Origin of the sequence: Butyricicoccus sp. AM05-1 (genome assembly GCF_003474415.1) — a bacterium.
GTDB classification, from domain to species: domain Bacteria; phylum Bacillota; class Clostridia; order Oscillospirales; family Butyricicoccaceae; genus Agathobaculum; species Agathobaculum butyriciproducens.
In genome coordinates, this window is sequence record NZ_QUDG01000001.1 from 93,515 (window position 1) to 106,618 (window position 13,104).

The following is a 13,104-nucleotide window of genomic DNA, read 5'->3' on the forward strand; positions in this document are numbered from 1 at the left end:
TGCCTGAGTCCGTTCCCGTTGCGCCGGGGCGGACTCTTTTTTCGTTTCTGCGCGGCAATCACAGGCTTCACCCGGGTCATTATTGCTCCCGCAAAGCGGGCAAGTCCGGTAATATGCCATCTTCATCACTCCTTTCGAATTGCTGCAGCCTCGGCCGCTTTCATTGTGGCAACCTGTTCGTCCAGCCATTCCGCATTGCCGGGAACAGCTAAAAATGCTTTGAAACACTCCAGTGTCTTTGCTGCAAGGTGCATACGGACGTGCTCGGGGATCAGCGATGTGTCGATTTTGATTTCATCGGTCAGCTCGCCTTCGAGGGATATTCGGCGGTCATCCTGGCTGGCGCTTCCGGGCAAAGTGCTCACCTCCTTACATACTGTTTAGCCGATTAAACACCCTTGGTAAAAAAAATACGGTCTACGGTGGTATCGAGCGCCTGCGCAAGTTTGACCAGCGTCTTCGAGGTTGTCGTTCGGTCGATGCCATTTTCAAGGGCAGAAATAGTCCCACGGCTTACTCCGCTCTTCTCTGCCAGCTCTTCCTGCGTCATTTTCATGGCTTCGCGCAGTTCCTTAATCTTGTAGCCCATGCCGTTTCCTCCTTTCTTGGTTGACGGAAGTGTTCAACCGATTACACAGACATACTACACTATGCACAAGAGCGTGTCAAGTGGGTTGCACAAAAAATGTTCAATAAATTTCACAGCCGCATTGACACCGGCCGCACCTCAATGTATAATGTATTAAACAAATTTAGGGGGACATTCTCATGACGCTCAGTGATTTCGTGAAGGAATATCGCAAAGAACACGACTTGTCGCAGCGCCAGTTTGCGGCTATCTGCGGTCTGTCAAACGGCTATATTTCCATGCTGGAGAGAAACTTGAACCCTAAGACCGGACTTCCGCTAACGCCATCTCTGCCGGCTCTCAAAAAGATTTCCACAGCTATGGGGATGTCTCTGGGAGATCTTCTCACGGCCGTGGACGATATGCCCATCGATCTGCTGTCGGATATTTCCGAGGACTGCGCAAATGAATTGTCCGCCCTCACGAAAGAGGGCGGACCTATGGACGATATGGATATTGCGCTTACGACGCTTATTCTCCAACTTTCTCCCGAGAAGAAAGCGGAGGCTCTTCACTATCTTCAGTACCTCGCCAACCGGCAAGAAGGCTGATTGCCTCTCTCTTTCTGTCCTGGGCCAGTTTTTCCACAATCCGAAGTATTGCGGCTGCTTCTTTGCTCGAAGGCATCTAATCAACTCCAATCGTATATTCTTGCCGGTGGTGTATGTAAGGATTGTAACAGAAATGCACACGCTTTTGCTCGAAAAGAAATAAAATCACTTTTGACAAACAACGACATTTTGTTGCTGTATGATGGGAAATTGGAGGTAATTTTATGATCATCACGACCACACTATCTGTCGAAGGACGCACGGTCTCCGAATATCTCGGCATCGTATCGGCGGCGCAAGTCATGGTCATGCCCGGCGGGAACAAGGGTGTGCAGCGCGGCTGGCAGGCTGGTGTCGATGGAGCGACGGAAATCCTGTTGCAACAAGCGGCATCTCTTGGCGCGGATGCCGTTGTCGGGGTAAGCTACACACCTTTCGGTATGAATATCTGCGCGACTGGGACAGCTGTCCGCTTAATTTAAGTCCATATTCCGATACCCTATGGATAGGGTATCTATACCGTATCCATACCGTACCGATACCTCGCGTGCGCGCGTGCGTGTGCGCGCGATCGTGCGCGCACTGTCTCTGTACCTGTATCTGTATCTGAGACTGTATCTGTAATCTGTTTCTGATTCTGAATATCTACTACTGCAAATCTATCGTTAGAAGGGGGTGGCGCTGTTGCCGAGAAAACCTGCAAAGCACCCGGCGAAGCCGAAGCGGGGCAAGAAGCTGGAAGTCGAAGAGCCGGGCGTTCTCTACGGTCGGTACAGCAGTCACAACCAGAAGGATATTTCCGTAGAGCAGCAGTTTGAAAAGGGCTACGAGCTGGCGGCGGAGTATGGCATCAGGATCATTGACACCTATGCCGACCGCGCCGTTTCCGGCCGCACCGACAAGCGCCGTGACTTCCAGCGCATGATGACTGACGCCGCAAAAGGGAAGTTCCGCTATGTAATCGCGTGGAAGTCTAACCGCATGGGGCGCAATATGCTGGAGGCTCTGATCAACGAAGCTCGGCTTCAGGATCTGGGAGTTCGCGTTCTCTATGTGGAGGAGGATTTCGACGATACTGCGGCTGGACGCTTCGCCGCCCGCTCGATGATGAATGTCAACCAGTTCTATTCCGAGAACATGGCCGAGGACATCAAGCGCGGCCTGTATGACAACGCCGCGAATTGCATGGTGGCGAACGGCCATCTGCCCTACGGCTATAAAGCGGACGAAACGCTGCACTATGCCATCGACGAGCCGAAGGCTGCGGTTATCCGGGAGATATTCACTCGCGTTTCCTGCGGTGAGGCTTTCGTTGATATCATGGCCAGCCTGAATGCCCGTGGAATCAAGACCTCGTACGGTCGCCCGTGGGGGCGGTCGAGCTTTCAGAAGATCCTTTCCAACGAACGGTATCGCGGCATCTATATCTACGGCGATGTCCGCAAAGAGGGCGGCATCCCGAGGATTATCAGCGACGAGCTTTACTTCAAGGTCCAGGAGGTGATCACCACGAAGAAGAATCCGCAAGGGCGTCACCGCGTCAATGGTGACTATCTGCTTACCGGCAAGCTGTTCTGCGGGCATTGTAAAAGTCCAATGACCGGCATCTCCGGCACCGGACGCTCTGGCAACCTGCATTACTACTACGTCTGCCAGAAGCGTCGCACGGAAAAAACCTGCGAGAAGAAAAACCTGCGACGGGACGACATCGAGCTTCAGGTAGCAAAGGCGATCAAACGCCGCACACTGGATGATGATACGATCAACTGGATTGCCGACAGCGTGGTCGAGTATAGCCAGCATCAGGAAAGCGCAAGCGGGATCGGGCTTTTGGAGGACCAGCTGAAGGACACGCAGCGCAGTATCAAAAATCTCATGGCGGCGATAGAGCAGGGCATCATCACGCCTACCACAAAAGCCCGTCTCATGGAGTTGGAAAAGGAACAGTCGGACATTGATCGGAAAATCACAATGGCAAAAGCTGACGTCATTCCTGTCAACAGAGATCAGCTTGTAGGGTGGCTGAAAAAGTTGCAGGCCGGAGATGTCCACGATAAGAAATACCAAGCGGAGTTATTCGACACTTTCTTGATTGCAGTCTATGTCTACGACAACCCGGACGGTCAGGACTACATGAAGGTCGTATTCAACTACGCAGGAAGTAAAAACACGGTTGAGATCCCGCTGGATCCATCGGTTATCGACAATGTAGAAAATATCGAAACGGGCGCTGTTCGTTTAAGCTCTGCCCAGGTCCACCATAAGTCCACCGTAATTTTGATAGAATTACGGTGGATTTTTTCTATGCCCGAAAACTGCATAAAACCAAGATTTTTCCGTTTCAGCTACATAAAAAGCAACCGCTACGGAGCATTTTCACAGCGGTTTTTCTGCATTTTGCGGGCGTTACGGTGTTCTGCGGCTGTGAAAACACAGAAAACAGGAAAATCCCGCTGGTTTTAGGTCAGCGGGATTTTTCTGCGATATCAGGTGCAGTGGCGGAACATCTTATCCGTCATAATGCGGGCGAAAATGAGTCCGAGCGGCAGCGCAGGAATGATGCCGCTCGAGATCCGACTTGACCATGGCGATGCCGCAGGTCATTTCGGCAATCTTGAGACAGCCTGCGTACACCGGACAGGCCGCTGCGACCGAAACGGTTGTGCAGAGCACAAGAGTCCGGTAGTGCTTGGACCGCTTACAGCGCACGGCGTTGCCGATACCTGTACCGAAGAACGCGAGTATCATCTCGACCCAGGCGCCGCCGAGTAGAAATGTAAGGGCACAGCAGGCGAGTGCGGCAGCCAGACCGAGCATCAGCAACGAATTGCTCAAGTCGGTTGAGTTTTTAGGTGCTGACACCTGTACGGATCAGCGTAAGCATCTGCGAAAACGCCTGCTCCGATGTTCCATCTGATCACACTGGGGCAGGCGATTAAAAAGGGGAGTCAGCGGGTAGCCTTCAGGCGTGCCATAGCACGGGCCAGAGCCGCTTTGGAGAGATGATATTCACGAATACTCTGCTTCTGGCGCAGCCGTTCTTCCGCGCGCTCTTTGGCGCGTTCGGCACGCGCACGGTCGATTTCGTCAGGCCGTTCGGCGCTGGATACCAGAAGAATGCAGTAGTCCGGCATAATTTCTGCGAAGCCGTCACTGACAACGACCTTGTGCGGTGTGCCGTCTGTCTGGAACCGCACCGTACCCGGACGGAGTGCGGTAACGACCGGCTCATGTCCCGGCTGCACGCCGTATTCACCGTCGAGTGCAGGCATAGTCAAATTGGTTGCCGGTCCGGTGTAAAACTGCCGGTCCGGCGTGATGATCTCCAGATAGAAGGTGTTCTCCATCAGAGTGCCCCCATATCCTTGGCCTTTTTGTGGACCTCGTCTACCGTGCCGACCATGGAGAAGGCAGCCTCCGGATACTGGTCAAGTTCACCGCCGAGCAGCGCTTCAAAGCCGCTGATGGTGTCCTCAAGCGTTACATAGCGCCCTTCCAGACCGGTAAACTGCTCGGCAACAGAGAACGGCTGCGAGAAATACTGCTGCATGCGGCGGGCACGATCGACAATGCGGCGGTCATCCGCGCCAAGCTCCTCCATACCGAGGATGGCGATGATATCCTGCAGTTCGCGGTAACGCTGCAGCAGCTCCTGTGCGCCGCGTGCGACCTTGTAATGCCGCTCGCCGACAATATCCGGCTCGAGGATACGCGAGGTGGAATCCAGCGGGTCAACGGCAGGATAGATGCCCTGCTCGACAATCTTACGGGAGAGGACGGTCTTTGCGTCCAGGTGGGTGAATGTGGTCGCCGGAGCCGGGTCGGTCAGGTCGTCCGCCGGAACATAGACCGCCTGCACGGACGTGATCGCGCCGTCCTTGGTGGAAGCGATACGCTCCTGCAGTGCACCGACCTCATCAGCCAGCGTCGGCTGGTAGCCGACCGCCGAGGGCATACGGCCCATCAGCGCGGAAATCTCCGAGCCTGCCTGCACATAACGGAAAATATTGTCGATAAACAGCAGCACGTTCTGCTTTTTTACATCGCGGAAGTATTCCGCCATGGTCAGACCGGTCAGCGCAACGCGCATACGCGCTCCGGGCGGTTCGTTCATCTGGCCGAACACGAGCGCGGTCTTGCTCAGTACGCCGGATTCCGCCATCTCGCGCCACAGGTCGTTGCCTTCTCGCGTGCGTTCGCCGACACCGGTGAAGATGGAGTAGCCGCCGTGCTCGGTGGCGATGTTGTGGATCAGCTCCTGAATGAGCACGGTCTTGCCGACACCGGCGCCGCCGAACAGACCGATCTTGCCGCCTTTGGCATACGGCGCAAGCAGATCGATGACCTTGATACCGGTCTCGAGAATCTCAGTTGTCGGGTTCTGCTGGGCAAAAGACGGCGGAGCACGGTGGATGGACCACTTTTCCGGTGCGTTCACATCGCCTTTTTCGTCGATCGGCTGACCGAGCACGTTGAACATGCGTCCAAGGGTCGCTTCACCGACCGGCGCCTCAATGGTGTGGCCAGTGGACAGCACCTCGTCGCCACGGCCGATGCCCTCACTCGGGGAGAGCATGATGCAGCGCACGGTGTCGCCGCCGACGTGCTGCGCGACTTCCATCATGCGCGGCTGTCCGTCCGGTGCAACGGAGAGTGCTTCATTTATCTCAGGCAGGCTGCCGCCGTCAAAAGCAACGTCCACAACCGGACCTGTTACCTGTACCACGGTACCTTTGCGTTTCATAGTAATTTCCTCACTTTCTATGCGCGTCTGCCGTCTGCGAGAAAGCGGACGGTCCGCGTCGGAATCGGACGGCGGGGCTGCGGTGTTTCCGCGGCGCTGCCCTGTGTGCCGCCGACGATCTCGGTGATCTCCTGCGTGATGGCGGACTGCCGTGCGCGGTTGTAGTGCAGTGACAGCGATTTGAGCATATCGCGTGCGTTGTCGGTGGCGGAGTCCATTGCCGTCATGCGGGCATTCTGCTCGGCACAGAAGGACTCGACCAGCGCGCCGAACAGCTCGCCCTTGACGTAGCCGGGCACGAGATGCTCGAGTACGCGGTCTGCCGATGGCACATACTGCACCATCTGATGATAGGGGCCGTGCTCACTCGGGCGCGGCTCCCATGGGAATGCATCAAGGTCGAGCGGCAGCAGCTTCTGCACACGCGGCTCAAGCCGCATAGGCGTTATCATTTCGGTGTAAACAACGTACACGTCGTCCAGCTGACCTTCGCGGAACAGACGGATGAAAATATCTGCAATATCTCGTGCACGGGCGATCGTCGGATCCTGCACGGTGAACATGAACTCGCCGTCTACGCGAATGTCGCGTTCGGCGAAGTACGCGCGGCCCATCTGACCGATGAGAAATAGCGTTGGATCGTCCTCCTGCGCAAGATGCTTCTCGGCCAGACGCAGCACGTTATGATTGTACGCACCGGCCAGTCCCTTGTCGCCCGTGATGACGATGTAGCCGGACTTGCGGCGCTTGACATCGGGACGCTTGTCGAAATAAATATGCTCGATTTCGGCAGAGTGGTGCAGAATATCGGCAATCGTGGAGCTGATCTTGAGAAAATACGGCTGCACATTGTTCAGCTGCTGCCGTGCCTTACGCAGCTTGGAGGACGAGATCAGATACATCGCGTTTGTGATCTTGAGCGTTTGCTGCACACTGTCAATGCGGGTGCGGATCTCCTTTATGCCTGCCATGCTGCGCTCACCTGATCTTTATAGGTTTTCAGGGCTACCCGGATCTGCTCGGCAGCCGTGCCGGTCAGGGTACCGGTGGACTGAATCTCTGTCAGCAGAGAATCGGGCAGACTGTCGGCAAATTTCTGCACAAAATTGCGTACCCGGTCGAGCGGAACATCGCTCAGCAGACCGTTGGTCGCAGCATACAGGATAACCGCCTGCCGCCAAACCGGCATCGGGTGGCACAGCGGCTGCTTGAGGATTTCCATCAGGCGTTTGCCGTGCTCGAGCGCCTGCTGAGTGTCCTTGTCCAGATCGGAACTGAACTGGGTGAATACCTCCAGCTCGCGGAAGCGGGCAAGGTCGATACGCAGGGTACCGGCGGTTTTCTTGATAGCCTTGGTCTGTGCCGCACCGCCGACACGCGATACCGACAGGCCAACGTTGATCGCCGGTCGCTGACCGGCAAAGAACAGGTCGTTTTCCAGATAAATTTGACCGTCCGTGATGGAAATGACGTTGGTCGGAATGTAGGCGGACACATCGCCTGCCAGCGTTTCGATAATGGGAAGAGCGGTCATCGAGCCGCCGCCGTACTCCGGCGTCAGGCGGCAGGCACGCTCGAGCAGACGGGAATGCAGGTAGAATACATCGCCCGGATACGCCTCACGGCCGGGCGAGCGGCGCAGCAGCAGCGACAGCGTGCGGTAAGCGACTGCGTGCTTGGACAGATCATCATACACGATGAGCACATCGCGGCCCTGACTCATGAAATACTCGCCGATAGCGGCGCCGGCATACGGCGCGATATACTGCTGCGGCGCACCGTCTGCTGCGGTGGCGGAAACAATGATGCTGTAATCGAGTGCGCCGTATTTCTCGAGCGTGCCGCGCAGACGCGCCACTGTGGATGCCTTCTGGCCAATGGCAACGTAAATGCAGATCATGTCCTGACCCTTCTGGTTCAGGATGGTGTCGATGGCGATGGAGGTCTTGCCGGTCTGGCGGTCGCCGATGATCAGCTCGCGCTGACCGCGTCCGATCGGCACCATCGCGTCAATGGCAAGAATGCCGGTCTGCATCGGCTGGTTTACCGGCTCACGCGATACCACACCCGAAGCCTCTCGCTCGATCGGACGGCGCTCGGTCGTTTCAATCGGTCCAAGGCCGTCAATCGGTTCGCCGAGAGCGTTGACCGTGCGGCCGATCATCGCATCGCCGACCGGAACGTCAGCCGCGCGTCCAGTGCGGCTGACCGCCGAGCCTTCATGCAGGCCGTCCTCGCTGCCGAGCAGTACCACGCCGACGCTGTCGCGTTTAAGGTCGAGCACGATGCCGTGCACACCGGTGTCAAACTGCACCAGTTCGCCGTATACAGCGCGGTTCAGTCCGTAAACGGTGGCGATACCGTCGCCGACCTCGATGACCGTGCCGGTCTCATCACAGCGCGTGCGGCTGTCATATTGTTCAATCTCCTCGCGGAGAATAGATAAAATCTCATCTGAATGGTTCAATGGTTTTCACCCCTTTACAGGTCATGCGCCAGTGCGCGAAGCTGTCCGCGCACGCTTTTATCGTAGGTTACGCCGTCGATTTCGGCAGTAAAGCCGCCGAGCAGCGTGTCGTCCTGCACGATTTCAAACGTAACCGCGCGGCAGCCATGCCGTGCGCACAGCAGTTTGGCAAGCGAACTCAGCGATTCATCATCCGGTTCGCGGGCACAGCGGAATACGCACAGGCCCTCACCGCGGTCGCGCAGCTCAAGCAGTCGGAACTGCCGGACGATCTCCGGCAGGAGCGCAAAGCGGTTTTTGTCCGCCAGCAGCAGATAAAAGTGCTTCAGCTCGCCCATCGTGTCAAAATCGGGCAGGCGGGACAGCACAGCTTTTTTCTCCCGCGCACAAACGGCAGGCGAGCACAGCGCGTCCCACAGCGGCGCACAGCCGGTCAGATAATCGGTGGTTCGCTGCAGATTGTTCAGCGTGCAGCCGGTATGACGCAGGGCACCGGCATACTGTACGGCGGTCGAGTTCATCGCGCGGCCTCCGTTTCTTCCCGCAGAAAATCATCGATCATGGCGCGGTCGGTGTCGCTGTTCAGCGTCCGCTGGGATACCTTGGCGGTGGTCAGCAGAACGAGAGCGGCAATCTCCTTTTTCGCCTCACGGAGCATCTGCGTCCGCTCGGACTCCCGACGGCGGGCAGCCTGCTCGTCCAGCCGCTGCACAGCGGTCTGCGCTTCTGCAACCAGCCGGTCGTACTCCTGCTGACCGCGCGTGCGGGCCTCCTCGATGATTTGCGCGGCCTCCTGCTTTGCGGAAGCAAGCTGTGCGGCGTGCGCGTTCTGCTGCTGCTCAGCCTCGGCGAGACGTTTGTCCGCCTGATCGAGCGTGTCCGACACCTGCTGCGCACGGTCATCGAGCATTTGGGTAATGGGGCCGAACAGGAATTTCTTCATCAGCACGAACAGGATGAGCAGATCAACAAACACCCAGATAATCTGCGAATTTAGATTGAGGATCATTCGATCTCACCCCGATCAATTCATGAAGATAAGCAGGATACCGATCAGAAAACCGTAGATGGCGGTTGCCTCGGCCAGTGCACAGCCGAGGATCAGGTTTTTGCTGATCTGGCCGGAGGCCTCCGGCTGACGTGCAATGGCTTCCGAGGATTTCGCGGTTGCATAGCCGATACCGAGACCGGCGCCGATGCCGGTCATAACTGCGATAGCTGCACCAATAGCAATACTCATTTTTGTGGTCCTTTCTCAGATAAAACAGTGGTTACTCAAGCGATTCCGACAGAAAAAGTGTTGTCAGGAATACAAATACGATTGCCTGTATCATACCGTCGAATACATCGAAATACAGGCTCAGCGGGATGGGCACAACGACCGGAACGGCCATTTTGACCAGCTCCATGATGACGAATCCGGCGAAAATGTTGCCGAACAGTCGCATGCAGAGCGACAAAGGCCGAATGCCGATCTCCATAATGTTGAGCGGCGTGACGACTGCAACCGGTTCGCTGAACTTTTTCAGTCCGCCGCGCAGACCGTGGAAACGGAACTGCGTGCCGTAGATCAGCAGTGCGCTCATGATCGCCAGACCGGCGGTGACGTTCAGGTCTTTGGTCGGCGGCGTTACGCCGAACAGACCGGCCATGTTCGCCAGCGCAAGATACAGACCTACCGTGCCGAGGTACGGGGCGAAGGTGCGCCAGTATCGGTCGCCCAGTGTGTCGCGGCAGAAGCTGTTGATGAAGCCCACCAGCATTTCTGCGGCGATCTGCCGCCGCCCGGGGCGCTTGCGCAGTCCGTGCGTCAGCCAGATGGCAAGCAGGGTCAGCACTGCTATGATTGCCCAGCTTACCACAGCGGATTCCGGAACCGGTATTCCGCCGAACAGCGGAATCTCGAACGCAATATGGGTTTGCAGTTCGGCATTCAATTCCGCTTTGATTTCACCCAAAGGGCATCACCTCGTGTTTCGTTTTTGTTTTGCGGTGCCTATTGTAAAAAACTGTCGAGGTTTGCGCAAGCTTACGAAACTAAAAAAAATAAACCCGCGCAAATTGACGGGTTTGCAGAAAAATTGCCGATGGGATTTGATGAATGTTGACCAGTGTGCTATGATATAAAGTATCTTCTTAAAAGGAGTGGATGAATTTGACAAATGCGCGTTCCTCCGGCTCGCTGCACCGGCAGGTGCGTCGGATGCTGGTGCAGTGCATCACGATTGTGCTGCTGCTTGCAATGTCGGTCTGTCTGGGGATTGAGCTGCATCAGGAGGTCCGGACACGTGACCAGCTGCTGTCCAATGCGGCGCAGATGGCGGCAGACGCGCCGCTGCTGACCGATGACATTCAGGCGGACGGCGTACAGCAATATCTAGCGCGTACGGTGCAGCACGTATCCGAGGTGGATATGCTCGGTGTGTATGATATGGAGGGCAAGCCGACCGCATTTTACGACCTTGCCTCCGGTGCGGGAGACGTATCCGTGCTGACGGCCTTGCGGGCAGATACCGTCAGCCGACTGTGCAGCGAGGAAAAAACGGTGTTCACGAGCGACGAGATGCCGAACGGTGCCGACCGCTGTGCGTATGCCGTCGTGCGCGATGAAAACGGGCAGGCAGCCGGCATCGTCATGGCAGGGCTGTATCTGCGCTCCTACCATCGGACAGTGCTGCGCGTGCTGCTGTCTTATCTGCTCATCACGCTGTTTGCGCTCGGCATCGGCAGTCTGCTCAGCGTGCGGTTTTCTGAGCGGGTCAAGCGGGAGCTTCTCGGCTATGAGCCGGACGCGTTCCGTCAGCTGTTCCTGCAGCGCATGGATATTCTGGATGCATTGGATGAGGGCCTGATGGCGATCGACGAACACAGCATGATCACCTATATGAACCGTGCTGCAGCGGATATTCTCAAGATCAAGGTGAAAGATGCACTCGGTCAGCCGTTACAGACGGTCTATCCACGCTCGACGATGGCGCGCGTGCTGCAGACCGGAAAAAGCGAGTACAACATCAGTCTGGAGTCCATCAAGCACGTTTCGGTCATTTCCGACCGTATGCCGCTCTGGCGCGATGGAAAAATCGAAGGTGTGATTGCTATTTTCCGCAACCGGACCGAGGTTACACGACTGGCGCAGGATTTGACCGGCGTGCAGCACATTGTCGGTGCGCTGCGGGCGTATACGCATGAGTTTACCAACAAGCTGCATGTGATCCTCGGTCTGCTGCAGCTGGGCGAGGACAAGCAGGCGGAGGAGTATGTGCTGCATTTGACGCAGACGCGTGCGCACTCGATCAGCTATATTTCCGAGCGTATTCGGGAGCCGTCGGTTGCGGCACTGCTGATCGGCAAGGCATATCGTGCGGCGGAGCTGGGTATCCGGTTTGTGCTCGACCGGGCGAGTGAACTGCATGGAGACGGACGGTATCTTCCGGCGAGCAGTCTGATCACCATTCTTGGAAACCTGATTGAGAATGCGTTCGACGCACTGCGGAACGCACCGGAGACCGCACAGAAGGAAGTGACGGTCAGCATTCGCGAGGGAGAGCACGGCATGCTCATCAGCGTGGACGACAGCGGTGCAGGCATTGCTGCCGATAAGCTGGACCGCATTTTCGAGCGCGGCTTTTCCACCAAGGGCGAGGGCAGAGGCACCGGTCTGTCACTCGTCAAGGAAACCGTGAACGCGTTCCACGGAACGATTCGCGTCGAATCCGAGCCGGGAATCGGCAGCTCGTTCATCATTACGGTTGCGGAATCCGCAAACGGACAGCAGTAAGGAGGAAATCCGATGTACACAACGGTTATTATTGAGGACGATCCGATGATTACACGGCTCAACCGCCGGTGTATCGAGCAGGACAGCCGGTTTGCCGTCGTGCAGACGTTTTCAGCGGCGCATCCGGCGCTGTTTTGGCTGCAGCGCAACCCGATCGACCTGATTATTTTAGATGTTTACATGCCGCAGATGAGCGGCACCGAACTGCTGCTGCAGCTTCGCGCGGATGGTGTGGACGCGGATGTCATCATGGTCACTTCGGCGAATGACGCAAAAACGGTCAACGATGCCGCGCGACTGGGTGCAGTGGATTATCTGGTCAAACCATTCGCATATGAGCGGTTCCGGCAGGCGCTGGACGTGTTCTGCCGCCGGAGAGAGAGCGTGCAGCGTGACAGCTTCAGTCAGGAGGCGCTCGATCATACGCTGTTTCAGGCTGCGGTGCCGACACAGCCTGTCACGCCGCCAAAAGGTTTGCAGAGTCAGACGCTTTCGCGCATTGAGGCATATCTGCGGGCTGCGCCGGATACACGGCATACCAGTGATGAGATCGCATCGCATGTTGGCTTGTCAGTTGTCACTGTGCGCCGGTATATGAATTACCTGACTGAACAGCAGGTTATTGGCAGTGAGATGGATTACCGCACCGGCGGACGACCGTGTCTGGTGTATTTTCTGCGGAAATAAATCATATATAATAAGATGAGTGTTGTAAAAATCCTCCGTTTTACGGAGGATTTTTACTTTACATTTCCCGACCTCGCTTTACAGAATTATAATAAAAACTTGATGCGCAAGCGATAGAAGCGGCACCGATTGTTCGGTTACAATGGAAACCGTTGAAAACAAGAAGGAAGTACAACAGCTTATGTTAGGAGCATATTCGCAAAGCATTCGACGGCACAGAGGTGCTGAAAGATATTTCGCTGCGTATTG

16 protein-coding genes are annotated in these 13,104 nt (G+C 56.3%); 5 read left to right on the top strand and 11 right to left on the bottom strand.

Features of this window, described 5'->3' with window-relative positions; genetic code table 11:
- Positions 1-125 precede the first annotated feature (125 nt).
- Together DW088_RS00550 and DW088_RS00555 are read right to left on the bottom strand one after the other, a co-directional pair.
- Positions 126-356, bottom strand: coding sequence for a hypothetical protein (locus DW088_RS00550; RefSeq protein WP_118358664.1), 231 nt, complete (start codon positions 354-356; stop codon positions 126-128).
- Positions 357-388: 32 nt separating this feature from the next.
- The gene (locus tag DW088_RS00555) at positions 389-589 is read right to left on the bottom strand and encodes a helix-turn-helix transcriptional regulator (protein ID WP_118358666.1); all 201 of its coding nucleotides are present in this window, start codon (positions 587-589) and stop codon (positions 389-391) included.
- 179 nt (positions 590-768) lie between these two features.
- Here DW088_RS00555 and DW088_RS00560 point away from each other — a divergent pair, with 179 nt between their 5' ends.
- The 3 genes from DW088_RS00560 (at position 769) to DW088_RS00570 (ending at position 3,642) form a co-directional block, all read left to right on the top strand.
- Positions 769-1,179, top strand: a complete 411-nt coding sequence (locus DW088_RS00560) for a helix-turn-helix domain-containing protein (RefSeq protein ID WP_118358667.1) — start codon at positions 769-771, stop codon at positions 1,177-1,179.
- Between the two features lie 224 nt (positions 1,180-1,403).
- A complete protein-coding gene (locus DW088_RS00565) occupies positions 1,404-1,661 on the top strand; it encodes a heavy metal-binding domain-containing protein (RefSeq protein WP_118358669.1) in 258 nt (85 codons plus the stop codon).
- A gap of 202 nt (positions 1,662-1,863) precedes the next feature.
- Complete coding sequence (locus DW088_RS00570) at positions 1,864-3,642, top strand: recombinase family protein (protein WP_243029712.1); 1,779 nt, start codon at positions 1,864-1,866, stop codon at positions 3,640-3,642.
- 45 nt (positions 3,643-3,687) lie between these two features.
- Here the strand turns inward: DW088_RS00570 and DW088_RS00575 are convergent, their stop codons facing one another.
- The 9 genes from DW088_RS00575 to DW088_RS00615 form a co-directional block, all read right to left on the bottom strand.
- Complete coding sequence (locus DW088_RS00575; protein WP_330428040.1) at positions 3,688-4,014, bottom strand: threonine/serine exporter family protein; 327 nt, start codon at positions 4,012-4,014, stop codon at positions 3,688-3,690.
- A gap of 113 nt (positions 4,015-4,127) precedes the next feature.
- On the bottom strand, positions 4,128-4,526 hold the full coding sequence (gene atpC, locus DW088_RS00580; protein WP_118358671.1) for an ATP synthase F1 subunit epsilon: 399 nt from the start codon (positions 4,524-4,526) through the stop codon (positions 4,128-4,130).
- Positions 4,526-5,923 carry a F0F1 ATP synthase subunit beta gene (gene atpD / locus DW088_RS00585; RefSeq protein ID WP_118358673.1) on the bottom strand — a complete coding sequence of 466 codons (1,398 nt, stop codon included), beginning with the start codon at positions 5,921-5,923 and terminating at the stop codon, positions 4,526-4,528. Before atpD ends, atpC begins: the two co-directional genes overlap by 1 nt.
- 17 nt (positions 5,924-5,940) lie before the next feature.
- Positions 5,941-6,894 (bottom strand): ATP synthase F1 subunit gamma, encoded by a 954-nt coding sequence (gene atpG / locus DW088_RS00590; protein WP_118358675.1) that lies wholly within the window; start codon positions 6,892-6,894, stop codon positions 5,941-5,943.
- The gene (gene atpA, locus DW088_RS00595; protein WP_118358677.1) at positions 6,882-8,390 is read right to left on the bottom strand and encodes a F0F1 ATP synthase subunit alpha; all 1,509 of its coding nucleotides are present in this window, start codon (positions 8,388-8,390) and stop codon (positions 6,882-6,884) included. Before atpA ends, atpG begins: the two co-directional genes overlap by 13 nt.
- A gap of 14 nt (positions 8,391-8,404) precedes the next feature.
- The gene (locus DW088_RS00600) at positions 8,405-8,911 is read right to left on the bottom strand and encodes an ATP synthase delta subunit family protein (protein WP_118358679.1); all 507 of its coding nucleotides are present in this window, start codon (positions 8,909-8,911) and stop codon (positions 8,405-8,407) included.
- Positions 8,908-9,399 carry a F0F1 ATP synthase subunit B gene (atpF, locus tag DW088_RS00605; protein WP_118358681.1) on the bottom strand — a complete coding sequence of 164 codons (492 nt, stop codon included), beginning with the start codon at positions 9,397-9,399 and terminating at the stop codon, positions 8,908-8,910. Before atpF ends, DW088_RS00600 begins: the two co-directional genes overlap by 4 nt.
- A gap of 15 nt (positions 9,400-9,414) precedes the next feature.
- On the bottom strand, positions 9,415-9,630 hold the full coding sequence (atpE, locus tag DW088_RS00610) for an ATP synthase F0 subunit C (RefSeq protein WP_110436420.1): 216 nt from the start codon (positions 9,628-9,630) through the stop codon (positions 9,415-9,417).
- A 31-nt stretch (positions 9,631-9,661) separates the two neighbouring features.
- Positions 9,662-10,348, bottom strand: coding sequence for a F0F1 ATP synthase subunit A (locus DW088_RS00615; RefSeq protein WP_118358683.1), 687 nt, complete (start codon positions 10,346-10,348; stop codon positions 9,662-9,664).
- A 197-nt stretch (positions 10,349-10,545) separates the two neighbouring features.
- Between DW088_RS00615 and DW088_RS00620 the strand changes: the two genes are divergently transcribed.
- Complete coding sequence (locus DW088_RS00620) at positions 10,546-12,168, top strand: sensor histidine kinase (protein ID WP_158574562.1); 1,623 nt, start codon at positions 10,546-10,548, stop codon at positions 12,166-12,168.
- 12 nt (positions 12,169-12,180) lie between these two features.
- Positions 12,181-12,855 carry a response regulator gene (locus tag DW088_RS00625; RefSeq protein WP_118358687.1) on the top strand — a complete coding sequence of 225 codons (675 nt, stop codon included), beginning with the start codon at positions 12,181-12,183 and terminating at the stop codon, positions 12,853-12,855.
- Positions 12,856-13,104: the final 249 nt, after the last annotated feature.